The organism is Streptomyces sp. NA04227 (genome assembly GCF_013364195.1).
Lineage (GTDB): Bacteria > Actinomycetota > Actinomycetes > Streptomycetales > Streptomycetaceae > Streptomyces.
Genome location: NZ_CP054918.1, coordinates 2,724,365 through 2,749,256 on the forward strand (window position 1 = coordinate 2,724,365; position 24,892 = coordinate 2,749,256).

Below are 24,892 nucleotides of genomic sequence, written 5' to 3' on the forward strand. Positions count from 1 at the left end.
AACCACGGCCGAAGCTACTCCCTGCGGGATATCGTCGCCACGATGCGGGAGTTGATGTCACTCGGCCGGATTACGATAGCGAGCGGTCGGCGATCTGACGCAGCCGCTCGTCGAAGACTCCAGCCGCGTCAGGGGTGAACGAGGCGAGCGCGACCATGCTCGTCAGGATCACATCGCACAGCTCCTTTCGGACGTCGTCCTCGGTATGGCTCGCGCCCTTCCTCGGGTTCGCGGCGAGCATCCCGTGCATCGCTTCGGCGACCTCTCCGGCTTCCTCGGTGATCTTGAGGACCCGCATGATCCGCGCGACGTCCGGAGCGAGCGGGCTCTCTGCGTCCAGCCACTCGCGAAGCCGCTCAACCGTCTTCCATGTCTCTTCCATGACGATCCTCCGGGTGTCTCAGAACAGGACAGGTACCAGCTCGACTTGCTCGGTCGGGTCGCCCACGGACAGCAACACGGCAGGGAGCAGAGCAAGCGACACCGTCAGGGCAGAGTGGTCGGTGAGCCGGTCCGATCCGGTACGCGGCTCGTGGACGTACGAGCAGCCGCGCAGCTCGGCCGCCAGGCGCGCGGAAGCGTGAGCGTGGTCGTACCGGTAGCCGTCGCCGGTGCGACCCACCCACGAGTATTCGGCCGCCTCGGGGTGGAGCGTACGGAAGGCATCGCGGTACCCGGCAGTGCCCAGCCACTGGTAGAAGCCATACTCGAACGGCTGGAAGAACCGGTACGCCGGCTGGTGTTGGGGTTCAAGCACATTGAAGTCGCCGAGCACCAGCCGCAGCCCGTCCCGACCGTCAGGCAGGCCCGTGCGGCAGTGGTCGAGAAACATCCGCTTGCGCTCGGTCTTCGCCTCCGACGCGTCCCGCGACGGCACGTACAAGCCGATGACGTCGAGCGGCCCTTGGTCGGTGTCCACGGTCACCGAAACCGCTCGGTGCGACAGGTAGCCGACGGCCGCCGGGCCCGGCCGGACAGGGAGGCGGCTGACGATCATCGCGCCGCGTTCGCCGCGCTCGGGCCTCGGGAACACGACCTCGTACCCGGCGGCTTCGAACCGTGAGGCCAGGAAGGCGCAGCCCGCACTGTCGACCGTCTCGGTCAGCACAAGCACCTGCTCGGGCCGAGCCGCGAGGTACGCGAGCTGACGTCCCGCGCGTTCTCGGGACGGGTTGTTGAGGTTGAACGTCAGCACGTCGAGTGTGCTGGCCTGCCTGGTCATGAGCTGCACCTCATTCACGGTTCTTGATCGCCGCGACGATGCCACGAGCGATGCTGTCCGGTCCGTCGGCGGTCGCGTCGAACTGGGCGACCCGCACGCCGGCAGCCATGAGGAACCTAGCTGTTTCACGGAACAACGCGCACTCCCGCTCACTGCTGTCGGGCATCCGCTCGTAGCGGCTATGCGCCCCGCGACCGGTCAGCCGTTTCTCGACGACGTCGGCACGGGCGTTGAGGATGACGGCGAGGTCGGGCATGTCCGCGTGCCGGTTGAGTTCCCACACCACGTCGCGGCTGACGCCGTCGATCACTTGGAGCACCAGCGACGAGGCGATGTACCGGTCACACACGACGATGTCGCCGCGCGCCACAGCCGGGCGGATCTCGCCGTCGAGATGCTGGTACCGGTCCGCGGCGATCAGGCACGCCATGGCCATGCCGCGGTAGTCCTCAGTGCCGTTGCGGGCGAGCTGCCCCAGCGCGGTGTCGCTGGGCTCTCGTGTCCCGTACACCGGCAGGCCAATGGCGCGCAGTTCGTCGACGACGGCAGCCGTCACAGTGGATTTGCCGACACCGCCGGGCCCGTCGATCGTCACGAACAGGCCGGTCACGACACACCGACCACGGGCAGCACACGCGACTGCTTCGGCACGACCGGGCACTGCTCGCTGTCGACGGCGCCGATGCGCTGTCCGGCGGCCACGACGGCCGCAGGGCAGCCCTTGCCGCAGCGGTTTGCGAGCGAGCAGCCGCCGCAGGTGTCGTTGCCGCCCAGGTCCCACCGGTCGCTGAAACGGCCGTACCCGTCCAGCCGTTCGGCGATGTCGTCGTGCTGCCACACGTTCCCGACGAGGAAGTCAGTGTCGGGGTGCTGGCTGACCTTCGTGCGGGCGGCGAACGCCAGGTACGGGCAGACGGCGACCTCGCCCTTCGTGAAGACGTAGATGATCGTGCCCGCCTCGCATCCGGCGAGCGGCTTGTCCTCATTCGGGAACCGGATGTGCACCATGTCCACGCCGTCGTCGACGAACGGCAATGTCAAGTCGCGGATGTGTCTCATGTGGTCGTCGGGGCGGCGCAGCTTTCTTGAGGAGTTCGCTCCCCGGCCCATCTCGCCGAGCGGGTTCATCAGCACGTACTTCGCGCCCTGGTCGCGCGCGAAGGCGCACAGCTCGGCGTACTCCTCGTCCTGGGCGAGGTTGTTCGGCGTGCACAGCAGCCCTTGGAGGATGCCCGCTTTCGCGAACCGCTTCACCGTCTCCACGGTTTCGTCGAAGCCCTCGGGTCGGCCTCGGAACTTCCCGTGCGAGTCGGCGGAGAACCCGTCGAGGCTGACGTTCATGTGCGTGTCGAGCGCGGCGAGTTCCCGGATCTGATCATCGTTGACCATCGTCGCGTTGGTGCACACGCCGACGCCCATCCCGGCCGCGCGGAAATCGGCCGTGATCTGGAGCAGGTCAGGATGCATGAACGGTTCCCCGCCGGTCAGCGTCACCCGGTTCACGCGGGCTGCGGCGAGTTGCGGGATCAGCCGATCCCGCACTTGGTCGAGCGGCATGTACTCGCCGCGCTTCGTAGCCGAGACGAAGCAGTGGGCGCACTTCTCGTTGCACGGCTCGCACACCTGGATCAGCGCTTTACGGTGCGGATGGTCGACGGTCGTGCGGAAGTAACAGGACGCGGCCTGCTCAGAGTTGATGATCGGACGTGCAGTCATGCCAGCCTCCATCATTCTCGGGTGTGCCCGCCCCCGGGCCGTGCGCCATCACACGACACGGCCGGGGACGGAGTCAGCGGGCGGGCGCCTGGTCCTGCGCCTCGCGGTATCGGCGCGCCTTCAAACGCAGCCGGTTCAAACAGTCCTCGCACGCGTAGATCGGAGCGCTCTGCCCGTCTTCTTGGATTGGGCCGACCCACAGCACCGAAACTCCGGAGCGCTCGCAGTACAACCAGCACTCGCCGGTCGTCCACTCCCGGGTCGCCATGTCGTCCTCTCTGCTGTGCGGGCGTGGCCCCGGGCCTGCCTCCGACGGGGGGGGCGGTTACAGACCCGGGGCCGTCTCAACCCTCCTCCGGACCCTCCCGGCCCGTCTGAGGGGAGCTTTCACGACCTCGCGATGCCGTAGCCGACCGCCGCCATCAAGGCGAACACCACGAGGACGTAGACCACTTGGCCGCGCAGCGGAGTCAAGAGCTGGCCTCCAGCTCAGACCGCACGCGCTTTCCCCAGCGCAGGACGTCAACGCCCAGTCCTCGGATTTGATGGCGCCGATGGCCAGCCCACGGCCCACCACATCGTCCGGCCCCGCGTGACAGAGGAGCGGCAGGCCGCCGGACCATTCGGTGACCGCACACGCTCACTGCCAGGCCCCCGGCTGGAACCGGTACGGGCGCTGCACGATATGCCGGTACGTGAAGTGCTCCGGGTTCGACCGCAGATGCCGGACCGCCCACGCCTTCGCCGCCGCCAGGTCCGTCTTCGCGTCACCCTGGTCCTCGCACACCGCGCATTGCAGCGCATGTGTGACCGGTTCGGCATCCGGGAGGTCATCGGGGATGAGGGTGAACTCACGGAACCGGTACGAGCGTGACTTGCCGCCGGTGCCGGTCTCCGAGGGGCGTTGAGGCAGGAACGTTTTCACGGGCGGGCTCCCTCGGGGACGACGGCAGCGAGTTCGGGTTGTGTACGGGCAAGGTTGGTGACATCGGCGGTCGTGATCGGCGTCACCCCGTGGAGAGCCACGACGAGGGCACTGGCGAGAGTCCAGTTGAACTCCGGCGCTGAGAACGGCTGAAACGTCGCGGCACCGTCATCAAGCGGCTTGAGTGTCTTCGGGTGGATCAGTGCGCCGGAGACTCCCCAAAGCGGGGTCTCGCGGACGAGTGCGGTGACGTGGCGGGACAGCTTCGGGCAGGCGCCGATCGCCTCCAGAGCGCACTCCGGATGCGTCGGTGGTGACGTCGAGCGCTCTCCGTCCGTGACGGGGGTGTAGCCGCCGACGACGTAAAGCCGCGCCTCCTCATCGGGGATGAGGGGTACGTAGTTACCGCACACCTGGCAGAGGTCATTGAGAATCGCCTGCCGTTGACGCATGGGGTGCACGCGCACGAAGTCGGGGGCACCTCGGCCTCGGCCAATCCTGCTGCGCACCCACAGGGCTCCCTCACGCCGGTCGGCCTGGTGCTCCTGCGCGTACTCGATACGCTCTCCGGCCGGGCCTAAACGGGCGGTGAGCCGTCCGGAATCGCCCTGCTCGGATGACCATTGGGTGATGTAGGGCACGTGGATGCCGTGCCAATAGAACTGCTGCCGCATGATGCTCCGTCGGGTGTAAGGGACGCCTTGCAAGCGGGGCTCGGGCTGGTGACCAAAGGTCATGCGGTTGCCGCGCGGCCGGTGAGCGCGTCCCGTAGCCGCCCCGGGTCCACCAGTGCTCCGAGTCCGTCCGGGGGGCGCACCCAGTAGGGGCCGGGCGGGTTGGTGCGCTCGGGGGCCGGGATGAGGAGCCAGCAGGCGGCGGCAAGCAGCTCGGTGCCGGGAACGTCGACCCAGTCGGCGTCAGGCGGCACGAGGAAGTACACGCACTGGCCTCCGGGGTCATGGATGACCGGGCCGGGGACGTCATGCACGGCGGAAAGTCCCTGATGCTGCGCGGCTTTCACCGCCGCCCATTTGCTACCGAGGGGCAAGAGCACGAGCTGAGTGCCCTGTAGCCAGCGCCGAGCGTGGGCCGGGTCCGGGTCAGCTTCCGCGAGCCATGCCGCAGCGCGGCGGGCGGGGTGGGCGGGCAGCATATGAGAGATCCCCTCACGCGTCTGTTTTGCGTGAGGGGATCGTCTCTCTACGTGCTGTGCGGTTTGCTCACAAACTGTGCGGAGTCAATATGGCAGAACCGCTTGACAGGTAGTCAGGCTCCGGTCCATCGGGCGAAGGCGGCCAGTGCCTCATCCTGCGTCCGGTCCAACCGGACTAGCGCGCCGGTGACGTGACGGGTCGTCGGATGGAAGCGCGTATGCACGGGGCTGATCCCCCGGGCCGTCGCGAGGTCCGCGAAGGCACCGCGGCGGTCGCCTTCGGTGAGCCGGGCCGCCGCGACGTCAATGTGGTGGTGCGATGCCCGCTCGCGGGCGATGCCGGACGGCAGCTCCCACTCCGTACGGTCCTGCTCAGCACCCCACTCCCGGAGCCGAGCCAGGGCCTGCTCCGTGTCCCCGGAGTCAATCAACGTCGCAACCTCATGGATGCGCACGTTCGTCGGGCCGAACGACATCTCGTAGTGCATCGAGTCATCGCGGAGCAGTGCGGCCGTCTCCCGTGCCTCGGCAAGCCGCTCCCACGCCCGTTCCGGATGCCCGTCCCGCACCTCGACCATCGCGAGCTTGAGGAGGAGAGCACCGCTCACGGCCAGCGCCTGGTCCGTGTACGAGTTCTCTGGCTGAATCCGATCTACCTCGACCATGAGCCCTTCGAGGAGCCGCCTGGCCGAGGAGAAGGACCCCATCCGGACCATGGCGCCCGCCTTGAGGTAGGCGGCCGTGACCTGCATCAGCGAATCGCCGGACCGATCGGCGGCCCAGTGCACTCGCTCTACCGCCGTGAGGGAGAGGTCGTGGTACCCGAGCTTGTGAGCGAGGGAGTTCGTCGCCCGGTAGCCGCGGGCGAGCCACCAGTACGCTTCCCGACGCTCCCGATCATCCCGGGCCGTGAGCGCGGCATGCGTCAGCTCTGTGAGCACACCGGGGAGTAGCGGGCCCATCGGTACGTACTGGCCGTTCTGCCGCATCTCCGAGATGAGGTCCATCTCCGCCGCGAGGACCGGTAGAGGGCGGGCCGCCGCCTGAAGGTCATCGGGGTTGTCATAGGTCAGCAGGACACGGCGCAACTCCGGGATCACCGCCTGCACTTGGTCCTCGGATTCGGCACCGTTCATGTAGGGCTGACCGGTGAGGCGGTCCGGGCCGACGCCGAGAGCCCGTGCAAGGTTGGCGAGGAGGCCAGCGGTCGGCGTGCGCGACCCGGCCTCGAACTTCTCAAGGAGGCTGACAGAGATCGATACGCGGTCAGCGAGCCCGCGCACCGTGAGCTGTCGGACCTTCCGCAGCTCTCGGATCTGCTGGCCTACGTGCGGCATGCCCATGCTGGCCCCCTCACTATGTGGTGCGGCCAGCGTACGGGCGCTAGGCCCGTATCTACGCGCCGAGTTCGTAAACTCCCGGTGTCGCCCGCCCCTCGGGTGTGAACCTTGGATCGCTGCGCGCGCAGGGTGTATCCTCCCGCGCGCTCCGGCTTGGACGAACTTCGCGATCACGCAGTGGAGTTCGCCCACTGCTGATTGTCAGGGGTGGCGCTTAGCCTCACCGTCATGGATTTCCCGGCCACGGCGCCCGCCCCTGCGGCATGCCGAGACACCCTCAACGACCGCATCCGGGCGTTGATGTCGACGCCCAGCCCTCACGGGCACGCCGCCGAGTACGCCCGGCTCCTTGTCGAGTGGACGGCTGCCGACCGTGCGCAAAGACCGAAGGCGCCCCGACCGGATTCCGACGGTGAGACGCCCTCGCGCAGCAAGCCAACAGCAATCTGCGTGGACTTCAAGCAGGATACGGGCGCAGCGGACAGAACTCGTGTTAGGAAGACGCGGAGCCCGACCGCACGGGATGTGGGACGTACGGCCGGGCTCTCGCACCGCAGGGGTAGTGCGGCGTCGCCGATCTCGGGGGGCGTCGATCAGCGCTACTCCCAGTCTCCCGCACCAACCAGCACGCGTGCATGCACATCGCTGAAGTCGCCCTGAAGGGTGGCCGCTTCATGACCCGTGGAGCGGGCCACTCGTCTCATTCCCCGCTACTGAGCGGCCCCTCAGGGCAGAGCCGTGCGAGCTGCCGGTTCGCGTGGTCGACCGCGTCTCGCAGGCTGTCGCCCGAGTTCGGGTACAGCTCGTGCTCGACACGGCTCAGCCGCTCCTCGATGAGCGCGACCCGCTCCAGGAGACCCGGCCTGGCAGGAACTCCCGGCCGCTCCAGCTCGCCCTGCCAGTCGTCCATGAACTCGTCTACGCGCCGCCAGGTGCGGCCGGCCGCGCGCAGCCCGCCCCACCCCATCGCCGCCACCCCACCGAGGAGCGTAACTGCCCCGGCCCACACCAACGCGACGTCGAGCCACGTCACTCCGGTTGCCTCCACGCCAGGCATCTGCCCCTCACCCGGGCAGGGTGTGCGCCAGCTCCCACGTCACCGGCCCCGGATACCCGTCGGGGTCACCGGACAGCTCGGGCCGCGAGCGCTGGAGGTCGGCGACGTTCCGCCGCGTGTATTCGGTGAACAGCGACCCCGGGGTGTACCCGTCGCCGTCGTGGTGCCGGTCGAAGCCCAAGCGCACCAGTTGCTTGTCGAGCCACGTCACCGCCGGGTGCCGCTTTCCGAGCCGAAATGCCTCCCTGCCGGGATAGGGCGGCACCTCCTGCCCAACGGCCTTGTTCGGCACGTGGAGTTCCTGCCCGACGTACACGGAGTACGGCGGTCTGAGCCCGTTCACCTTCGCCAGCTCTCGCCAGTCGACATCGAGGCGCCGCGCGATGGCCAGCAGCGTGTCCCCGGGCCGCACCGTGTAGTTGCCGTCACCGCCGTCCTGGCCGCCGCCGGGCCGCAGAGCGCCGCGCTGCACCCACGCGTACAGACGGGCGCCGGGGCACTCAGTCGGATGGCCGTCGCGGTGCCCGCCGACCCAGTCCCCGGCGTCCCCGTACTTCCGCAGCCACTCGATCGCGTCCCGCAGCCCATGCAGCATCGCGTCCGACGGCTTCGTGAGCCCACTGGACCCCAGCAGGGCACACACCGCGTAGTCCTTGCGGTTCAGATTTTGATCTCCGTTCGCGCCAGTCCGCTTGTGCAGGCCACGCCCTTCGTACACGTACCCGTGCTCGCACACGAGGGCGTTGTACGCAATGTCGACATAGCCCTCGGCCTCGTTCGCCAGGTGCTCGGCGCGAATCCGGCGTACCTGGTCGTCGCACAGCGAGTGCACCCGGGACTCGTACGCCATCCCGAGGTAGTGGATTTTCACCCCGCGGGTCGAGGACTGGTGCGCGGCAGGGGAGCCCGCGGGAGCTCCCCACGCTTCGCGCTGAACGAGCCTCACGACGCAGGGATTTGCGCAGCAGGGGTGGTCATGAGTGGTCGCCTCCTAGGCGTCATAGATGACGAGTTTGGCCTCGGCGAGCGTCATGACTGGGCCCGTCGAAGTTCTGGGCCGACCGCACGGCGGGCGGCTTCTGTTTCCTCTGCGGTGAGGCCGAGAAGCCGTTCGGCAGTGGCGAGCGGGATACCGGCGGCGGCCAGCGCGGCGACGTCTTCGGCCTTCGAAGTGCGGACCGCCTCGTGCATTTGCTCAATGTGCGTTTCGTGGGCGGTAGTCCAGGCGGCGACGAGTGCCTGGTAGGCGATCTCTGTGATCACCGTTGCGCCCACGGGGAGCGTCGGCGGCTCCTCGCCGTCGTAACTCACCGCGCCGAAGGACTCGTCCGCGTACTGCACGTGCAGCGTGTTCATCGGGTGCCTGCCTTAGAGGGAGATGAGGAGGGCGCGGATGATGATTTGGATCAGCGAGTACGTTGCGCCGCCGGAGCCGCGCCCGACCATGACGTCGAACCCGACGGTGACCGTGCCGCCGGGGTCGACCATGCTCGGGGCGTTCGGGAGGGTCTTCGCGGGCTGGATGTGCACGCCCGTGTTCGCAGAGCTGCCAGAGTTCCGCTGGTACCACATCTCGTCACCGGAGTAGCCCATCGCGGCACTCGACCCGGGCGGCATGTCGAACCACACGTCTGCTTCGCGGAACGCGACGACAAATGCGGGTCGACACGGGTCCGGGTTGGTGAACTTGGTCTCGAAGTGGGCGGCTACCTGCTGAGCCGCCGTTGGTACGGCGACATCAGCGAACCGGCGCTCGTCGAAGAACGACTGCATCCCGACCTGGCCGCGCGGTTCGGAGCGGAGCACGCCGTCTTCATCACAGACGACGACGCCGCCACGCGTCGCGACGTCACACGGGTAGGGCCACGTGCCGGTAGAGACGATGAGGGGTGTCGCTGCGGCCCCGTCGCCGGTGAGCCCACATCCAGTCGTCACGGTGGCAGCACCGGTAGGGACGAAGAGGCCGCCGTCCGTGCCGGTCGTGATGTTGTTCCCGGCGTCGTCGGAGATGTTCGGGGTGAACACTCCGGTCGCTTGGTCGTAGGCCAGGCCGTCCCCGGCGGAGACGCACGGCCGGACCTGAGCGCAGGTGACCTCGGGGGGTGTCGGCACGAGGAGACCACCGTCCGCGCCGAACGCGACAGTGTTCCCGGCATCGCTTGACGGGCGGGCGGTGATGACGCCGGTCGTCGGGTTGTACGTGATGCCGTCCCCGGCGGACAGGCACGACCGTACGGCGGTGCAATTCACCGCCTCGGCGCTGATGACATACGGGTTCGCGGTGCTTCCCGTGCCCGCGACGTCGATACCGTTCCCGGCGATCATGGAGCAGTTGCACTGACCGCCACCACACCCACACCGAGCCAAGATGATCAGCCCCTTCGGGGGAAGTCTTGGCCCGGCCCACAACCAGCAGCGGCCACCCAGTCTACGGCTGGCCCGCCGCCACCCGGCCGGTGTCCCACAACTGTCCGGGACGGTGTCCGGACACCTCCCGCCGGGCAGTCCGAGGCAGCGCCCTGACCTGCCCGGACAGCGTCCGGACACCGCTACTGGCAGTGTCCGGTCAGCCGTAGAGTTCGACGATCACGATGCCGTCCGCTCCGGATGTCCCAGGGGACGTCTCGCCATCTCGCGCGAACGCTCCTGCCGCGCCGCCGCCGTAGCCGCGCGGGGCGCCGCCGCCGCCGTCCGAGGAGCGCGGAAAACCACCGTGGCCGAGGTGTGATTCGCCACCGTTGCCGGACTGGCCCTGGAACCCGGTGAGGCGGATAGCGCCGCCGGAGCCGCCTCCGCCGGTAGCCCAGTCCCCTGTGCCGGCCAGTGGCCCGGCGATACCCGAGAAGCACGCCGAGCCCGTACCGGACGCCATGCCCGTCGTGCCACCGCCGCCACCGTTCGAGGTGACGGTGCCACCGAAGGCGCTGTTGCCGCCCGCTCCACCATCACTGTCCGTTCCGCCCGCGTTTCCACCCGCTCCGACGAGGACGGTCTCGATCGCGCCGAGCGCGGACACGTCGATCAGAGCCTCCGCGTATCCGCCGCCTGCACCGCCGTTGCGCACCACGAGTTCGCCCTGAGCCGCCCGAGCCCCGGCAGAACCACCGCCAGCCGCTTGCACGCGCACACGGATCCGAGCCAGCCAGGGGTAGTCAGCAGCCTGGAACTGGAAGGTCCCGGGCTCCTTGAAGTACAGGACTTGCCGCAGACCCATCGTGCCCGGGTTGAGGCACAGTTCGCCCTCATCGTTGACGTTGAAGTACGTGCTGCACACACAAACACTGGCCATCGGGACTCACCTCGTATGACGGAAGGTGAGCCCGGCCCACAACCAGCGGCTACGGCGCCCAGGGTAGTCGTTAGCCGCGGCGGGGCGTCGCAGTCATGTGCACTGCTACGCCCGGCCCGGCCGCGGTGAGCCCTCCGCCGTCGACGAAGACCAGGACGCGGATGACGGCCCGTGTAGCGCTCGCCTCCTCAACGTGCACGAGATACCCCGACACGACGCCTCCCGGGGCATCTGGGGGAAGGGTGGGGACCGCGCTGAGGACCGGGACGGCGCCGAGGCCAGCAGCCGGGTAGTCCCACACCGCGCGGCCGTCGTCCCCTGTCTCGACGACCGTCGCCAACGGTCCCGGTACGCGCAGTGGAGCCGCGTCCCGCGCTGGCAGCTCCTCCCCCGCCTGCTCCTGGACGCTCCGTGGCGGCCTGCTGCGCCTGGTCGTGGTCCTCGTCCGCCGGTCCACGTCCCGCAGAAGACTCCCCATGGGGTTGCCGACGAGTTGCCGTGCCGCTCCGCCTCGCAGCGCCACCGTGCCTCACACCCCTGCCATCATCGGCGTCGCGGTATCCGAACCTGTCGCCGCTACCTGCACTTGCACCTGTTCCGAGCCCGGCGTCGACTCGGTGCCGCCGTCCTCGGCCACCTTCAATCCCACAATTTTGAGGCGCTGAGAGATCGGACGGCACGTGACCTGAGTGGTGATGTCCAAGCACCAGCCGGGGACCAGAAGCGGCACCTCTACGGCCGCGTCTGGACTGATCGTCACGTCCTGCGTGTCGATGAACACCGGAACCGGCAGCGAGGACCGCAGCCGCGACTTCGCGGCTTCCGTCGCGGCGGCGTCCGTCGTGATCGTCGTCTGCTCTACGTACCGCTCCAGCAGCCCGTAGTACGGGTCCGCGCCGCCTGCCTCCCCAAGAACGTCGCCCTCGTCGTCTCCAGCTACGACCCATCGCGTACCCAGCGCGGTACCGTCCTCGGCCACGATCAGGCCCTCCGGCAGGTCTGCGTCGCTGAGACGGCCGACGCTCACCGTGTGGTTCTCCGGCATGAGCACGATCCGCGAGCCGACCGCGGTGTAGTCGAGACCGGTCTCCGCGAGGTCCCGCAGATGATCGCCGGTCTGCCCCACGTTCCTCAGGTACTTCCTGCCGCCGCGCACACCAGACCGCCCAAGGATCTGGATCTCGTGACCCGGATCGTCCGGGGCGAACCCGTCGGTGATCAGCCACTCGGCGATGTCCGTGAGGTCCGAGCCGCCGAAGGTGATGTCCTGGTGCGGCACCCGCCGGTCCAGCCACGCCAACAGGTCCCCGGCCCAAATCTCGATCTTCCCCAGCGACCATTCCACCTGGAGGACCGGACCAGACCAGACCGGCACCCCGTCGCGCCAGATGTTCAGGTAGGAGCGCCAGGCCCGGACCTCGCCGAGGCGTTCACAGCAGTCCCCATCGGGCTGCACCACGACACGGGCCGTTGAGGTGTCGTCCAGGTTCCTGGTCCACTCCACCTCGGTGAGCGTGTGGACCGGGGTCAGCGTCGCCCCGCTCCGGTCAGTGATCAAGGCGGCATGAGTGCCGCACCCTGCGACGGCCATAGGGCACCCCCGGCGTGAGGAAAGAGGTGCCCGGCCCACAACCAGCGACCCGCTCAGGGTACGACGGTGGTCAGTACCCCCTGCCGGACACCGACAACGTCAGACGCGCGTCCTCGGCCGGAGGATTCAGCGCATCTGTCTCCACGCACACGCAGAAGTTCGCGCACTCGAACGACGTGAACGACGGCGGCGCCCCGTCGTAGCCGTACACGTCCCGCGACGTCTCGCACTGCCCACCGCACTCAACGATGGCCCGCCCGATCTGCCCGTCGATGAGGACCGAACCCCCGGCCGGAACGTACGCCACGGTGTACTGGCTGTGCGGCTCACACCGCTGGAACTCGGCGACTTCGTCGCACGTGAGGTCATCCCCGCCCGGGGGCCGCTCGTAGAACGTGATGGTCACGTTCCGCAGGTCGTCCGCCCCGGCACGCAGCGAGATCATCGGCACGTCCACCGACCATGCTGGCCTGTCCGTGAGGTCCATCTCGAGGCACTCGGTCTCGACCGCGAGGGCCAAGCAGAAACACGTGTCCAGGGCGGCGGGCTGCGGCGGCGCGGGTGGAGCGCACGACGGGTCGGCACACCCGATGGTGGGGTCCTCGCACGCCGCCAGGCGGCACACCCCGTCGCACTGGTCAGGCGGGTTCTCCGTCGTCGGCCATGCCAGGTCGCAGGCCGCGTCATCGTTGACGACCGGCGCTGCGAGGGAGCCCCTGCACGTCTCGCGGGTTTCCACACACAGCACTTGTGGCGCCTGCCCGGTCACGCACCACACCACGCACTCGTTGTCGTCGGCGTTGCCCGGCAGAGGCACATCCAGGATCGGCGTGGGGTCCGTCCACGCCCACGGTGTCGCCGCCGTCAGGACGATCTCGACGGTGAGGACATCGGCGCCCGCGCTGCACTCCCCGGACGTACAGCCGTCGCCGTGCCGGGCGGTCACCGTTGGCCCCTGTGTCAGCGCGACCCGCCGGTAGGTGCGCAGCCTGTGCGCCCGGAACTCCTCCGGTGTCTCTTCCTCACCCGGACAGCACGAGAACAACTGGAGGCAGTCCCCGTCGCAGGTGCCGCCCGTGCAGCCGGTCATGGCCTCCGCGAGCCAGTGCAGCCCGTACTCCACGGCGCAGCACGTCGCCCCGAGCAGGATGCCGGTGATGGTGATGGTGCGCGGCATCGCCCTGGCTGGCCCGAGCGCGGCACCGCCCGTCACGGCGTTCGTGACGCTGCGCCGCATTGGGTAGTCGTCGAGTCCGTCAACGGACAGCACCAGGAAGCCGGTGAACTCGGCGCTCTCGGGGACGTCCGGGTCGTACCAGGGGGCGCCGTCGTCGGCCGGGTTGGTGTATGGCAGGTCGCCGACCATCTCCGCAGTGAACGTCGGGCACGCGCACGTACCGGCGTCGGCGAGCGGCGACCCGACGGACTGGAGATATGCCTCCAGCCGGGCAGAGTTCGCGAGCTCGACACCGCCGAGCGCGAGGTACCCGTCCATCGCCATATCAGATCACTCCCGCCGCGAGGGCCAGCCTGGACGCGACGCGGTGCGCAGTCGCCCGCGCGTCGCCCGCCTCGTAGATGTGGAATACCGCGCCCGGGCCGCCAGGCAGCGGCGGCGGCTTCTCCTTGCTGCGGCTGCTGTCGCGGCCGTTCATCGCGCCAAGCATGTCCATCAGCCCCGACTTCTCCGCAAGATGCTGCGCGCGGCGGGGCTTCGTCAGCGGGATGATCACCTCGGGCCCGGCTTCGCCGACGAGCCCGACGACAGGGCTGTTGACGATGCCGCCCTCCGCGAAGGGCAGCACCTTCCGCACCGCGCCCGGCAAGCCGCCCTTGATCTTCGACACGATCCGGCTCCCGATGTTGCCCAGCGAGGCAACGATCTTTCCAGGCAGCGACGAGAACAGGTCCACGATCGCCGAGATCAGTGAGGACACCGCCGAGCGGGCGGAGCCCGTCGCCGACCGGAACACCCCAGCAATCCGGTCCCCGAGGCCGGACAGCGCAGACACGATCCGGCCCGGCAGGGTGGAGAAGAACGTGGCGACCGACGAACCAAACGTGTGGGCAGCCGCGAGGCCGGAGGAGCCAGCAGACCGGAACAGAGAACTGACCCGTCCGGGCAGTGCGGCCAGCGCGGACCCGATCCGGCCGGGGAGCGCCGCGAAGAACGACACCGCCGACGAGACGAACAAGCTGATCGCCGACCGGGCAGCGGACACACCACGGGAGAAGGCGCCGCCGATCGCCGACCCAAGCGACGCGAGCGCGGCGACGATCTTCCCCGGTAGCACCGTGAACAGGGCGATGATCCCCGCCAGCGCGGTCAGCAGAGCGATACCCAGCAAGGCGACCGCGTTCACGAACAAGTCGACGAGCAGGCCGGGTAGCGCCACCAGCGCGGCGATGATGCGGCCGGGCAGCGCGGTGAAGAAGCCCACCACTGCGGTGAAAGCGCTTGTGATGCCCGTGACGATCGTGGTGACCAGCGTCGTGAACGTGGTCGTGATCAGCGACCCCAGCGCCGACAAGCCGGACACGATCAGTGTCGGCAGTTGCGTGATGAACGTGACGAGGTTCGACAGGCTGGAGATCAAGAACGTCAGGACGTTCACGACCCCGGTGATGATCGGAACGACGACGTTGATCGCGGCCCACGACAGGAACGCGGCAGCTACCTGGAGGACGGGGCCGAGGAGCCGCACAACGAGAACAACCAGCGGCGCCAGCGCCTCGACTAACTGCGCGACGGACGGCAGCAGCGGCACCAGCGCCAGCAGGATCGCGTTGAACGCCTCCACGATCGGTGGGAGCACCGGCAGCAGCGCGTTCGCCAACGCGGTGTACACCGGCACCAGCGCGCTCGCGATGCGAACCAGGACCCCGGCCAGGGTTTTAAGCACGGGGGCGAGGGACTGGAAGACCTGAGCGACGGCCTGCCCTGCACCGGCCGCGAGCGGCGCCATGGCCTGCACGAGCATCGAGAACGCCTGACCGATCTGCGGCAGGACCGGCAGCAGCGCCCCGACGAGCGCCTGAATGATCGGCTGGAACAGGCTGACGAGGTTCTGGAGAACCGGCGCGAGGGCCTGCCCGATGACGGCGACGATCTGCCCGACGAGCGGCAGCAGAGGCGCGAGCGCGGACACCGCGCCGCCGATCGCGGCGCCGAGCGGCGCAAGGGAGGGGCCGATGATGCCGAGCCCTTGGGCAAGGGCCTGGCCGACGGCCGCCAGCGACGGCGCGATGGCCGCCAGGGCGGGCCCGAGCGCGTTGATCAGTCCGGTCAGGGCGGGCCCGACTGCGGTGAAGATGGGGGCCAGGGCAGGGGCGATGGCGCCGAGCTGCGTCACCAGCGCGCTGAGGATCGGGCCGAGCTGCGCCGCGATCGTGCCGATGGTGCGGAAGATGTTCCCGATGGCCTCTTGGCCCTGGGCGGAGTTGACGAACTCTCGGAAGCTCGCGGTGATCGTCTGAATGTTGTTCAGCAGTCCGCCGCCCGCGCCGTCGGCGGCTCGGAACACCCCCGCGAGGATGCTGCCGACGTTCGAGGCGATGGCGCCGAGCTGCTGGAAGACGGCGACCGCGCCGCGCACCCAGGCTACGGCCTGCCCACCCTCGGCGATGCGGGTCAGGAACTCGCCGAACCGTACCGCGAGCCCGCCGACCGCCTGTCCGAGCTGCGTGCCGAATGCCTGCGAGACGGCGGCGGCGACGTCCAAGAAGCCCTGGGCGAGCGGCCGTGTTCCCTGGGCGAGGGCGTCGACGGCGGACTTCGTGCCCGCGATCACGGTCTGGATCTGGGAGAACGCGGCCTGCGTCGACAGGAACCGCAGGCCCGCCGCTGCGGCACGGCCGAATCCGGCGGCGACATCCTCCAGGCCCTTGCTGAGGGGCAGCAGGTTCTTGATCGCTCCGCTGACCTGCGACGCGAACTCCTCGAAGAACGCCTGCTGGACAGCCTGTTGAACCTCTTTGAGCTGCGGCGCCAGCTCCTTGACCGCCCCGACGGCTGTCCTCGCGGCCGGGGCCAGGCCCTCGATCGCCTCCGCGTACTTCGCGGCGTCCCCGGAGAACGCCGCCACCAGCGCGTCGCCGACACCAACGACCGCCAGGCGCAGGGCGCCGAGCGCGATCTGCGCCCCGGCGATAGCCGCAGGGAACGCAGCGACGATCCCAGCCGCGGGGGCGAGCGCGGCGACCAGCGCCCCGATGGAGGAAGCCGCCCCGGCGGCGGCGATACCGACGGCTCCGAAGGCGAGGAGGCCGCTCAGCGCGCCGCCGACCCGGCCGGCGATACCGCCGAGCCTGCCCAGCGACCGGGACAACCGGTCGGTGTCGACGTTCGCGTTGACCGTGACGTCGGGCGGCCGGTGCTCCCGGATACGGGCGTCGAAGCCGTCCAGGTTCGGCACGACCCGTACGGGGATCGGGACGCCGGCCAGGACGGCGCGGACCCGCGCGACGAACCCCGTCAGGTCGGGGACGACGGGGACGTTGATGCTGCCCAGGCTGCGGAGCCCGGTCAGCAGCGCCGAGTCGAACCGGCGCAGGTCCGGCTCTACTTGGACCGTGACGGCAGCGGCGTTCAGGCCGCGCTGGATGTTCCGCCGGATCTGGGCACCGATGTTGCGTGTGCCCCGGTCCAGGCTGTTCTGGATGCGGTTGGCGACCTGTCGCGAATCCGACGTCGTGTCGCCGTCGTCGAGGACGATTGTGATCCGTGCTGACCCGTAGTCGACGTCCTCGCCAGCCACCGGGCAACCTCCGCAATTGCGTGTGGTTGCCCGGCCCAAAACCAGCGGCGACGCCTCCGGTCCCCGTGCCCAGGGTCCGGAGGCGTGACCCCAGGTTAGCCGCTACCTGCTACCGGTCATCCGAGCGTCCTCGGCCGCGAGTTGGGCGGCGAGAGCCTGCGCCCCAGCCCGGTCCAGCGCCGTGCCTGGCGGGCGCCCCCGGCGACGGCCTCGGCCGCGTTCGGACGCGGGCGGGGCGTAGAGCTTCGCCCGGTTTCGCTGCCGCTCGGCGTCGTCTTCCGCTGAGGCGTCCATCGCGGCCTCTGCGGCGTTGAGCATCGTCCTCAGCGTCCACGTGTGCGGGTCGACCCCTTGGAGGACGAGACCGCCCTCCCACGAGTCCCAGGAGGCGGCGACGCTGCCGCAGAGCCTCCAGACAGCCCAGTAGGGCGCTGGCCGCCCCCATACAGCTCGACAGCCCACTCCAGCAGCTCGACCAACACCCGGTCCGGGAGTCGCATCCCCGAGTCGCGCACCGTGGAACCCTTGCTTTCGGCGGCGTGCGCGTCGGCCTCTTCGCGGGTGCCGAACGACTCGACCGCCTTGCCGCCCTTGACGACCTCCCAGCGAGCGAACACCTGCGCCGACTCCGGGAGCATCAGCTTCGCGAGGAACACACGGAGGGACTGCACGATCGCCCGCAGCTTATCCGGGGCGATTCCGGACAAGTTGTTGATGTCGACGCCGAGCTGCTTCTGCGTCTGCTGCAAGTCCTCGTACGCGTCGAGGAACTGGTCGCCCATCACCTCGGGCTGGAACAGCAGCTCCACGTCGCCGATCTCGGCGACGTGCGGCTCGGTGTTGATCGTGAACTGGCGGCGCTGGCTCATCGGGTCGCTCCCGCAGTGTGCTCGTGACGGCGCCCGGCCCACAACCAGCGGCGCGGACCGAAGGGTACGCGGTCGGCAAGAACCTGCCTGGGCGTCAGCTACACGCCCTACCGTGAACGAGCAGGGGAGGAACCGGTATGGGGAAAGCTCAGCAGGCATGGGGCGGGCTGAATGCTCGTCAGCGCATCTACATGGAGGTCATGTACGGCGAGGACCAAGGACTGGAGGAGGAGCAGCGGCAGCTCGGCACTCAAGGGCGGTTCACCAAGGCCCCCGCGCAGGTGTGGCGGCGGATCTTCCTCTCCGGGCGGGATGCGCCCACCCCGAGAGCGTTGCGGGCGCGCGGGTTGTGGGAGTCGGGCGCCGGGTCAACCCTGGCCGCGCTCGCCGACCGGGGGCTGATCGAGCTGGGCACCACCGACACCGGCGCCCCGTACGCGCTTCTCACCCGGGCCGGCCGCGCCGCCACGCGTGCCGGGCTGGGTATCGCTCCGATGCCCAGCAAAGCTCCGTGGGAGCTGTCCGAGTGGCTCTGGCGCGAGATGGCCAAGGTCGCCAGGGCCGGGGAGGACGGCCTGCCGCCCGAGGAGCTGTTCGGGTCCGCGCACCTGTACCTCGTCACCGGATACGACAGACACCGGGGGAACCGGCCCTACTTGGACGTCCACGAGGAGAGCGTCACATACACGCCCCGGGACTTTAGCGGCAACCTTCGCGCCGGCCACCAGGCGAGCCGCACCGTGCGCCGCTACCGGTTTACCGAAGCGGGGCGGGCGCACTACGTCGACCACGTCGAGGACTACCGCAAGTTCTACCCCGAGATCGAGGCACCCGACCTGGCCGTGGTCCCCCGCAGCTAGCGGCCGTGGTGAGTTTCGCGAATCGGCCACGGCGACCGCGCTCCGCAAGGAAACTTCCCTGGTCAAGAACTTGTCGGTAGATCAGGAGATTGCGGTGCATTCAGTCCTGCGAGTCGTCACGTTCAACACGCTCTTCGGTGGTCATTCCGACTCTGGTCTTGGGCTAGCCGAACGGTGGGACGGTCAAGTCGAGTTCCTGCGGTCACTGCGGGCGGACGTGCTGGCTCTCCAGGAGTGCAACTTCTGGGACCTGCTGGGCCGAAGGCGCCTGCATCGGATGGTGACCGCGCTGGGCATGGCTCAGGGCTTCCTCGCAGAGGCCAACGTGACGACGGCCGGACATCGCTTTCACTCCGCGATCCTGCTCAGCGAACGGGTTGCGGTAGACGCCGAGGACGCGGACCGTACGCGTTACCACCACGTCATGGGTTGGGCGAACCTCACGGTGCCCGGCATGGAGGGCCTGGTCGAGCTACGTAATCTCCACCTGGACCCCTTCGACCCACGCAACCGAGCGCGCGAGGTAGCCCCGTTGGGGATCTTGGCCGCTCCTGGGCGACGGTCCTTGGTCGTCGGCGACTTCAACACCGTCGGGCTCGGTTTCGCGGAGCCTGACTGGTCAACGCTCCCGCCGCATCTCCGCAACGGGCACCTGCACTTGCCTGGTCAGGCAGAGAGCTCCGATCGCGATGCGCTTGAGCTGTTGGCCCGCGCCGGCTTCGTGGACACTTCGAGCCGCTTCGGGCAGGAAACGGCGGCGACGGCCGCGTTCGGCGATGGTGACGTGCCTCGGCGCCAGGACCTCATCCTGGCGAGCCCCGCTATGGCCGCGGGTCTCGTGCGCTACCAGGTGCACATGGAACCGGTAGATATGGGGCTGTCGGACCACGCTGCCGTGAGCGCGGACTTCGACCTCGGTGTGCTGGCGCAGGGGGCGTGACGGGTCTGGTCAAGTGCGGCTGTTGGCGCTGATGTGGTGGTGGGCGAGCGAGTGTGCCGCCCACCGCGCCGACTCCTCCATCATCGTGCCGCCAGGCCAGTTGTCGGCGGAACTCAGTTCCACGCCGGTCGCGGTGTAGGCGAGAGGCGGGTGGCGGGTGGTGAGTTGGCGGAAGAGGGCGCTGAGGGGGGAGTCGTCCTCGAGGTCGTGTCCGTGCTGGGTCAAGCCGTCGCGGACGGTGTGCTCAAGCGAGGCGTCGGTCGCGTCACCGGGGCTTGGGGTGAGCGCGACGACAAGCTCGTCGACCGATACCTCCTCGGGATCCTGGTCGAGGGGGCGTGCGTACAGCAGGAGTGCCACGGTCGGCAGGGCGTGGGTGAAGGGGCCGGCGCTGTAGTGCTTGGGCCACGTCGGCTCAAGGAGGGTGGCCGAGGCGCGAAGGGCATGGTGCCACCGCACAGTTGCCTGTTCGCCTGTCGACAATGCGAAGGCCATCCGGCCCGCCGCCCACCACAGATTCCGCATGTCCGCCATGGCCGTCAACCTATGGTCTCGAAGGCTCCTTTGTCTCCCCGCATCCCCCTGTGGCCCGGGTAGTTGGGGTAGGGCGCCAAGGCGCCCTACCTGAGGGCCCCGGCTCTGGCATCTTGCCTCTCGGCGTGGATCGGGCATGACAAGCTCGTACGAAGCGACACCGATGATGAGGGGGACATGTGAGCACCGTTGTCGATCGGCTCCGTACGTGGCAGGCGGCTGGCGGACCGGATCTGTGGCAGCGCTCCTGGGACCGAGCAATCAGCGTGGTGGAGGGTCCACTCGCCGGGTACGAGATCCGGCTCGACGGAGTTGTCATCGCTGAAGGAGCTGCCGGTCTCGCTACCGCGCTGTACATTCTGTCGGCAGAGCACGGCATCGACCCGGATCAAGTCGTCGACGAGCAGGTCCGCGAGCTGTACGACGGCGAGATGGCCGGAGAGGAGCGCCAGGCTCTTTGGGAGCGGCGTCTTGCTGCGCTCGGCCATGACCTGACGGACACGTGCGACCCCGTGGTTCAGGTATGGACGATCATCACCCACACCTACACCACCCCGGGCGCCGCGTGGGATGACGCGTTCGATGCGTCCATGACGCGCTGGGGCCGCGGCTACACCGACGGAATGACGCGACTGCGTACGCGCTTCGGCATCAGCCTCTGACTCGGGGGAGCTTGAGGTGCAGCCGTTCAAGTTCCAGCATGGGACGGACGCTTGGAAGGCCGACAGCGTCCTGCATGTCTACGGGATCGTCGATCTCGTCGACCCTCGCCACGAGCCTTTGATCACCCTCTTGACCAAGGCGACCGAGGTCCTGCTCGACGCGGGTTTCCCGGTATGCCCGGTGGAGCCGCAGTGGCTCCACATCACGCTCGATCAACTGTCAGGCCGCCCCGCATCGGCCGTGCCCCAAGAGGAACGAGAGGCCTTGGTCGAAGCCCTGAACCGGCGCCTGTCCGACGTCGCGCCGCTCGACGTCGTCGTGGGGTCCATGCTGGCGTACCACTCCGGCGTGATCGGGGACTTGCATCCCGATGAGGAGATCGCTGCTCTGCACACCGCAGTGCGCAGCACTATCCGGAGCGTCTGCGGGGAAGCCGCCACCCGATACCTCTGGGGAGTGCAACACCTGACGGCGGCCTACGCCTACGACCACGCCGACTCCGACGCGGCTCAGCGTCTGCTGCGACGCGTCCGGCCGAGCCACGCTCACCTGCACATCTCCGCTGTCCACCTGGTGGACGTCACCGCGACGACCACCGAGCAGTCGAAAACCATTACCTGGGAACACCTAGCTGAGATCCCGCTCGGTGGATAAAGCCCAGCACACCTAGCGGCCTGCGCGTAGCGCCCGTCCCAGGAAGTCGTTCGGGCGGGTGCCGGGGTGGTGCACGACGGCAGCGAAGACCGTGCGCCCGCCTGCGTCGAACCGCAGCGCCTTCGCACGCCGAGGCCGGATGATGTGCGGCCGGGTGCCGTACAGCACGAACAGCGTCGCGGGGTGGTCGCAGACGATGACGCCTTCCAGGCCCCGGGCGCCGGGCTGCACCTTCCAGTCGATGTAGGAACCCATCCGGCCGGGGGCCTCGCGGCGGGCGATGTCGGCGACACGGCGGGTCCGGCGCGCGAGGATGCGTTCGGCGATGCCTCCCCGGGCGTTCAGGGCTCGGGCGAGGCGGCCCTGCTCGATGCGCATCTCGACGGTCACACCGACTCCTCACCGGGGCAGGGCGCGCAGCCGGGCAGCGCGACCAGGACGCGCTGCTCGATGCCGACGCATCCGCCCTGCGGGCCGATCGTCTTCTGCTGGCTCATGACGAATTTCCGGCCCCGGCGCCGGCCGGGCTGGGTGCCGCGCAGGCAGCAGTACAGCCCGTTGTAGACGGTGACCGCGTCGACGTGCAGGACCCGCGCCGCCTGGTCCAGCTCGTCGCACGAGGGCGGGCATCCCTGCTCGTCCGGGGTCGGGGCGCAGCGCAGCAGCGTCACCGCCAGCTCGGCCGCGGTGGTCGTCGGCAGCGGGCAGTTCCGCATGCCCATCACGGTGCGGTCCTCGTTCGGGAACGGGTTCGTGGGGAACAGGCGGATCAGGTTCACAGAGAGCTGGCCGCCGTCGCCCTTGCCGTCGCACGGGTCGTCGCACGAGTCCCACGCCACGAGCCCGGGGACGACGCACGCGCGGCACGGGCATCCGGGCTGCCCGTCGACCTGCTGCGCGGTGTCTTGCAGCGCGGCGCAGATGCAGCCGAGGATCGTCTCGGTCAGGTCGTGCACGTCCAGCGGGTTCAGCGGCATCAGCGGGGCCTCCTCGTCACGGCCAGGTCGTCACGCGAGGGCGCCGAAAGTCCGGCGAGTACACGCGACTTGCGGAGGCGAGCCGGCCGGGGTTCACGGCTGCGAGCCACGCGTCGGCCATGGGCAGCCCGGTGCGGCCCTCGCTGTAGATGACCGTCGGGTCGGCGAACTCCATCTCGAAGCCCTGCCGGTTCAGGCGGGAGACGTTCTTGTTGCCCTTGCAGCCACAGGAGCCGCCGCCGCAGCCCTTGATGTAGTGGCACGTCAGCTCGGAGACGGCGGCGATGGCGGCCTCGTCGAGCGGCAGCCCGGTCCGGTACGTCACCGTGAACGTCCCCGGGGTGCTGGGCGGCGCGGCCATGTCCTGGCAAGAGGGCCAGCACTCGCCGTCGGTGCGTACGAGCATCCCCGGCGCGTCCACTCGGTAGCCGCCGATCACGTCGTTGTCGGGGTCGGGCCGGGCCAGTACCTCGCCGTCGATGTCGACGCTGACGATGTCGTAGACGGGGCCGGGCAGGTACACCTCGCACAGTTCCCCGCACGAGCAGCCCGACGAGCAGCCGCACACGGACGCGTTGCGCCATTGCCCGTCGACGCCTTTGTACGGCACCCACGGCCCGTACGAGTTCCAGCGAATGCCGAAGGCGTAGTCGTCCAGGCATGACCGGCGGCACGGTCGCACCGAGACGGGGCAGGAAGGTCCCCAGCGCATGCCGGACAGGCGCCACAGCATGATGGTGGCGACTTTCGTCCACCGTTCGATCACTTCTGTCTGGGTGTCGTCGGGCAGGTCGCAGCACGACAGGTCGACCGGCCAGGGGTCACACGGCGCAGTGGAGAGCATCAGCGGCCTCCGGCTTCGTACCGGCAGGCCCGGGGGAACGAGCGGCGGATGTGGGCGCCGACGTAGCCGTGCGCAAAGGTGTCGGGCATGGTCGACAGGAACGCCGACTCTTGGTCGAAGCGGGGGCTGCGGTTGAGCATCTTCACGTCGCGGATCTCGTCCCCGCCGAGCCCGGCGAGGTTGCCGTACAGGGTCCGCTTGTGCACGACGGTCAAGTGCCGACCGACGTCGAGGGCCTTGAGCATCTGGTCCTTCGCGACCGGCAGCGGCACATGCAGCTCGTACGACATCGGGTTCTCGTGCCCCAGGGAGACCAGCAGGTCGCGGGTCTCCCGTAGTCCGGCCAAGTACCGGCCCGATGCGCGGCTCGCGTAGTACGCCTCCACGCGGGATACCGGCCCTCGGTGCAGCACTGGCATCCCGTCAGGCTGCGGCGTCATGACGAAGAAGTCGTCGTTGCACAGTAGGAACACATCGGAGACGTCACCCGACGAGCAGGCGGCGCGCACCGCCGCCGTGGTGTTCTGGTACTTCGTGCCGTTCTGCCGGGTCGGGATGTGCTTCACCCCGCGAACCCACGTCGGCTTGTGGCCGACGATCCACACGTGCCGATGCGGGAGATTTGCCGCCCAGGATCGCAGCGCGAACCGCAACTGCTCGTTGGTGGCGCCGACCCGCACCGGCACGACGATGTCGACCTCGGGTGTGGTCATGGCCGGCTCAGGACGGAGAGGCGTCGCACAGGACCGGCGTGTACTCGCACACCGGCTCAGGCGGGGCCACGGTCGTTACGAATGTCCGCCGGTGGCACGCCCCTCCGAGTGGCGTGAGCAGCGGCCCGGGCGTGCCGGCCGCGTCGATCGGCATGATGTCGTACGGGCCAGTTCCCCAGCCGCCCCCGGCCCGCGTGGCACCGTTCAGGACGAGGGACACGGCCTCGTTGCCAACCTCCAGGTCTCCGAGCTGACCGTTGGTTACCCACGGCATCAGGAAGTAGATCCAGGCGCCGTCACCGGCCGCGTCCGGATCGCACACATCCTCGCCGAGGACTTCGGCCCACAGCTCCAGCGCGAAGCCCGAGTTGCACTGGACCGAGCAGTCGTCGTAGCCGATCGGCTTCCCGTCGTAGCCGTACACCACGGGGTTGCCCGTCGTGATCTCCACGAACTCGGGGCTGACGGAGAAGAAGTTCAGCTCGATGTCGTAGCCGTTGAACGTGGGGCAGCCGCGCTTGAATCCGCACTGGCGGCCGTTCGCCGCGGTGTACGCGACGTCTTCGCCTTCCTCGACGTTCGCGTTCATCGAGAGGGTGGCGAAGCAGTCGAAGGTGAAGCCGTTGTCTTCGCCGCAGACGGGTCGACCGCATCGGTCCACGCGGGTCACACGGATCACGTCCGCGTTAGCGATCAAGGGGCAGGGCATCCCGGGCCTCCAACACACGTGTCGGCCCGGCCCACAACCAGCGGCTACACCAGAAGTGTATCCGCGCGCACTCCGCATC

The 24,892-nt window shown here is 69.0% G+C and carries 28 protein-coding genes; 4 read left to right on the top strand and 24 right to left on the bottom strand.

Going from position 1 to position 24,892, the window contains the following annotated elements:
• Positions 1-70: 70 nt before the first annotated feature.
• From HUT18_RS11405 to HUT18_RS11490, 18 genes are all read right to left on the bottom strand, one after another.
• Positions 71-382: a MazG-like family protein gene (locus HUT18_RS11405; protein ID WP_176100110.1), complete on the bottom strand. Its 312-nt coding sequence runs from the start codon at positions 380-382 to the stop codon at positions 71-73.
• A gap of 18 nt (positions 383-400) precedes the next feature.
• Complete coding sequence (locus tag HUT18_RS11410) at positions 401-1,222, bottom strand: endonuclease/exonuclease/phosphatase (protein ID WP_254878533.1); 822 nt, start codon at positions 1,220-1,222, stop codon at positions 401-403.
• A gap of 10 nt (positions 1,223-1,232) precedes the next feature.
• Positions 1,233-1,832, bottom strand: a complete 600-nt coding sequence (tmk, locus tag HUT18_RS11415; protein WP_176100112.1) for a dTMP kinase — start codon at positions 1,830-1,832, stop codon at positions 1,233-1,235.
• The gene (locus tag HUT18_RS11420) at positions 1,829-2,938 is read right to left on the bottom strand and encodes a radical SAM protein (RefSeq protein WP_176100113.1); all 1,110 of its coding nucleotides are present in this window, start codon (positions 2,936-2,938) and stop codon (positions 1,829-1,831) included. The genes tmk and HUT18_RS11420 overlap by 4 nt, the downstream gene beginning before the upstream one ends.
• A gap of 640 nt (positions 2,939-3,578) precedes the next feature.
• Positions 3,579-3,863: a hypothetical protein gene (locus HUT18_RS11425; protein WP_254878535.1), complete on the bottom strand. Its 285-nt coding sequence runs from the start codon at positions 3,861-3,863 to the stop codon at positions 3,579-3,581.
• Positions 3,860-4,537, bottom strand: coding sequence for a hypothetical protein (locus tag HUT18_RS11430; RefSeq protein WP_176100115.1), 678 nt, complete (start codon positions 4,535-4,537; stop codon positions 3,860-3,862). Before HUT18_RS11430 ends, HUT18_RS11425 begins: the two co-directional genes overlap by 4 nt.
• 59 nt (positions 4,538-4,596) lie before the next feature.
• Entirely contained in the window at positions 4,597-4,851 is a 255-nt protein-coding gene (locus tag HUT18_RS11435; protein WP_176100116.1) for a hypothetical protein, read from the bottom strand.
• Positions 4,852-5,129: 278 nt separating this feature from the next.
• A complete protein-coding gene (locus HUT18_RS11440; RefSeq protein WP_176100118.1) occupies positions 5,130-6,359 on the bottom strand; it encodes a helix-turn-helix domain-containing protein in 1,230 nt (409 codons plus the stop codon).
• 697 nt (positions 6,360-7,056) lie between these two features.
• Positions 7,057-7,389, bottom strand: a complete 333-nt coding sequence (locus tag HUT18_RS11445) for a hypothetical protein (RefSeq protein WP_217710480.1) — start codon at positions 7,387-7,389, stop codon at positions 7,057-7,059.
• A gap of 31 nt (positions 7,390-7,420) precedes the next feature.
• Complete coding sequence (locus HUT18_RS11450) at positions 7,421-8,359, bottom strand: peptidoglycan-binding protein (RefSeq protein ID WP_176100120.1); 939 nt, start codon at positions 8,357-8,359, stop codon at positions 7,421-7,423.
• Positions 8,360-8,442: 83 nt separating this feature from the next.
• Positions 8,443-8,769, bottom strand: a complete 327-nt coding sequence (locus tag HUT18_RS11455; protein ID WP_176100122.1) for a hypothetical protein — start codon at positions 8,767-8,769, stop codon at positions 8,443-8,445.
• Positions 8,770-8,781: 12 nt separating this feature from the next.
• Entirely contained in the window at positions 8,782-9,738 is a 957-nt protein-coding gene (locus HUT18_RS11460) for a hypothetical protein (RefSeq protein WP_176100124.1), read from the bottom strand.
• Positions 9,739-9,979: 241 nt separating this feature from the next.
• A complete protein-coding gene (locus tag HUT18_RS11465) occupies positions 9,980-10,702 on the bottom strand; it encodes a hypothetical protein (protein ID WP_176100126.1) in 723 nt (240 codons plus the stop codon).
• A gap of 529 nt (positions 10,703-11,231) precedes the next feature.
• The gene (locus HUT18_RS11470; protein WP_176100127.1) at positions 11,232-12,260 is read right to left on the bottom strand and encodes a hypothetical protein; all 1,029 of its coding nucleotides are present in this window, start codon (positions 12,258-12,260) and stop codon (positions 11,232-11,234) included.
• Positions 12,261-12,363: 103 nt separating this feature from the next.
• Positions 12,364-13,794 (bottom strand): hypothetical protein, encoded by a 1,431-nt coding sequence (locus tag HUT18_RS11475; protein WP_176100129.1) that lies wholly within the window; start codon positions 13,792-13,794, stop codon positions 12,364-12,366.
• A 1-nt stretch (position 13,795) separates the two neighbouring features.
• Positions 13,796-17,050, bottom strand: a complete 3,255-nt coding sequence (locus HUT18_RS11480; RefSeq protein WP_176100130.1) for a hypothetical protein — start codon at positions 17,048-17,050, stop codon at positions 13,796-13,798.
• A gap of 102 nt (positions 17,051-17,152) precedes the next feature.
• Positions 17,153-17,368 carry a hypothetical protein gene (locus tag HUT18_RS11485; protein ID WP_176100132.1) on the bottom strand — a complete coding sequence of 72 codons (216 nt, stop codon included), beginning with the start codon at positions 17,366-17,368 and terminating at the stop codon, positions 17,153-17,155.
• Between the two features lie 5 nt (positions 17,369-17,373).
• Complete coding sequence (locus HUT18_RS11490) at positions 17,374-17,919, bottom strand: hypothetical protein (RefSeq protein WP_176100134.1); 546 nt, start codon at positions 17,917-17,919, stop codon at positions 17,374-17,376.
• A gap of 137 nt (positions 17,920-18,056) precedes the next feature.
• Here HUT18_RS11490 and HUT18_RS11495 point away from each other — a divergent pair, with 137 nt between their 5' ends.
• Both HUT18_RS11495 and HUT18_RS11500 read left to right on the top strand, forming a co-directional pair.
• Positions 18,057-18,779, top strand: coding sequence for a hypothetical protein (locus HUT18_RS11495; RefSeq protein ID WP_176100135.1), 723 nt, complete (start codon positions 18,057-18,059; stop codon positions 18,777-18,779).
• Positions 18,780-18,873: 94 nt separating this feature from the next.
• Entirely contained in the window at positions 18,874-19,719 is an 846-nt protein-coding gene (locus tag HUT18_RS11500) for an endonuclease/exonuclease/phosphatase family protein (RefSeq protein ID WP_176100136.1), read from the top strand.
• 9 nt (positions 19,720-19,728) lie between these two features.
• On the opposite strand, the gene HUT18_RS11505 is transcribed toward HUT18_RS11500, so the two are convergent.
• The gene (locus tag HUT18_RS11505; protein WP_176100138.1) at positions 19,729-20,253 is read right to left on the bottom strand and encodes a hypothetical protein; all 525 of its coding nucleotides are present in this window, start codon (positions 20,251-20,253) and stop codon (positions 19,729-19,731) included.
• A 179-nt stretch (positions 20,254-20,432) separates the two neighbouring features.
• Here HUT18_RS11505 and HUT18_RS11510 point away from each other — a divergent pair, with 179 nt between their 5' ends.
• Both HUT18_RS11510 and HUT18_RS11515 read left to right on the top strand, forming a co-directional pair.
• On the top strand, positions 20,433-20,915 hold the full coding sequence (locus tag HUT18_RS11510; protein ID WP_176100140.1) for a hypothetical protein: 483 nt from the start codon (positions 20,433-20,435) through the stop codon (positions 20,913-20,915).
• Positions 20,916-20,931: 16 nt separating this feature from the next.
• Positions 20,932-21,570 carry a 2'-5' RNA ligase family protein gene (locus tag HUT18_RS11515; protein WP_176100142.1) on the top strand — a complete coding sequence of 213 codons (639 nt, stop codon included), beginning with the start codon at positions 20,932-20,934 and terminating at the stop codon, positions 21,568-21,570.
• A 12-nt stretch (positions 21,571-21,582) separates the two neighbouring features.
• Here HUT18_RS11515 and HUT18_RS11520 read toward each other — a convergent pair whose 3' ends face one another.
• The 5 genes from HUT18_RS11520 to HUT18_RS11540 are packed head-to-tail and all read right to left on the bottom strand — an operon-like array spanning position 21,583 to position 24,801.
• Positions 21,583-21,960, bottom strand: coding sequence for a hypothetical protein (locus HUT18_RS11520; RefSeq protein WP_176100144.1), 378 nt, complete (start codon positions 21,958-21,960; stop codon positions 21,583-21,585).
• Entirely contained in the window at positions 21,957-22,547 is a 591-nt protein-coding gene (locus HUT18_RS11525; RefSeq protein ID WP_176100146.1) for a hypothetical protein, read from the bottom strand. The genes HUT18_RS11520 and HUT18_RS11525 overlap by 4 nt, the downstream gene beginning before the upstream one ends.
• 16 nt (positions 22,548-22,563) lie before the next feature.
• Positions 22,564-23,391, bottom strand: coding sequence for a hypothetical protein (locus HUT18_RS11530; protein WP_176100147.1), 828 nt, complete (start codon positions 23,389-23,391; stop codon positions 22,564-22,566).
• Entirely contained in the window at positions 23,391-24,104 is a 714-nt protein-coding gene (locus tag HUT18_RS11535; protein ID WP_176100149.1) for a hypothetical protein, read from the bottom strand. The genes HUT18_RS11530 and HUT18_RS11535 overlap by 1 nt, the downstream gene beginning before the upstream one ends.
• A 7-nt stretch (positions 24,105-24,111) precedes the next feature.
• Positions 24,112-24,801 carry a hypothetical protein gene (locus HUT18_RS11540; protein WP_368661519.1) on the bottom strand — a complete coding sequence of 230 codons (690 nt, stop codon included), beginning with the start codon at positions 24,799-24,801 and terminating at the stop codon, positions 24,112-24,114.
• Positions 24,802-24,892: the final 91 nt, after the last annotated feature.

What these genes read in the sequence shown, in the direction of transcription:
- HUT18_RS11405 (WP_176100110.1), bottom strand. Translation starts at nt 382, where the DNA reads ATGGAAGAGACATGGAAGACGGTTGAGCGGCTTCGCGAGTGGCTGGAC.
- HUT18_RS11410 (WP_254878533.1), bottom strand. Translation starts at nt 1,222, where the DNA reads ATGACCAGGCAGGCCAGCACACTCGACGTGCTGACGTTCAACCTCAAC.
- HUT18_RS11420 (WP_176100113.1), bottom strand. Translation starts at nt 2,938, where the DNA reads ATGACTGCACGTCCGATCATCAACTCTGAGCAGGCCGCGTCCTGTTAC.
- HUT18_RS11430 (WP_176100115.1), bottom strand. Translation starts at nt 4,537, where the DNA reads ATGCGGCAGCAGTTCTATTGGCACGGCATCCACGTGCCCTACATCACC.
- HUT18_RS11440 (WP_176100118.1), bottom strand. Translation starts at nt 6,359, where the DNA reads ATGGGCATGCCGCACGTAGGCCAGCAGATCCGAGAGCTGCGGAAGGTC.
- HUT18_RS11455 (WP_176100122.1), bottom strand. Translation starts at nt 8,769, where the DNA reads ATGAACACGCTGCACGTGCAGTACGCGGACGAGTCCTTCGGCGCGGTG.
- HUT18_RS11460 (WP_176100124.1), bottom strand. Translation starts at nt 9,738, where the DNA reads ATGATCGCCGGGAACGGTATCGACGTCGCGGGCACGGGAAGCACCGCG.
- HUT18_RS11465 (WP_176100126.1), bottom strand. Translation starts at nt 10,702, where the DNA reads ATGGCCAGTGTTTGTGTGTGCAGCACGTACTTCAACGTCAACGATGAG.
- HUT18_RS11475 (WP_176100129.1), bottom strand. Translation starts at nt 13,794, where the DNA reads ATGGCGATGGACGGGTACCTCGCGCTCGGCGGTGTCGAGCTCGCGAAC.
- HUT18_RS11485 (WP_176100132.1), bottom strand. Translation starts at nt 17,368, where the DNA reads ATGCTCAACGCCGCAGAGGCCGCGATGGACGCCTCAGCGGAAGACGAC.
- HUT18_RS11490 (WP_176100134.1), bottom strand. Translation starts at nt 17,919, where the DNA reads ATGAGCCAGCGCCGCCAGTTCACGATCAACACCGAGCCGCACGTCGCC.
- HUT18_RS11495 (WP_176100135.1), top strand. Translation starts at nt 18,057, where the DNA reads ATGGGGAAAGCTCAGCAGGCATGGGGCGGGCTGAATGCTCGTCAGCGC.
- HUT18_RS11505 (WP_176100138.1), bottom strand. Translation starts at nt 20,253, where the DNA reads ATGGCGGACATGCGGAATCTGTGGTGGGCGGCGGGCCGGATGGCCTTC.
- HUT18_RS11525 (WP_176100146.1), bottom strand. Translation starts at nt 22,547, where the DNA reads ATGCCGCTGAACCCGCTGGACGTGCACGACCTGACCGAGACGATCCTC.
- HUT18_RS11530 (WP_176100147.1), bottom strand. Translation starts at nt 23,391, where the DNA reads ATGCTCTCCACTGCGCCGTGTGACCCCTGGCCGGTCGACCTGTCGTGC.
- HUT18_RS11535 (WP_176100149.1), bottom strand. Translation starts at nt 24,104, where the DNA reads ATGACCACACCCGAGGTCGACATCGTCGTGCCGGTGCGGGTCGGCGCC.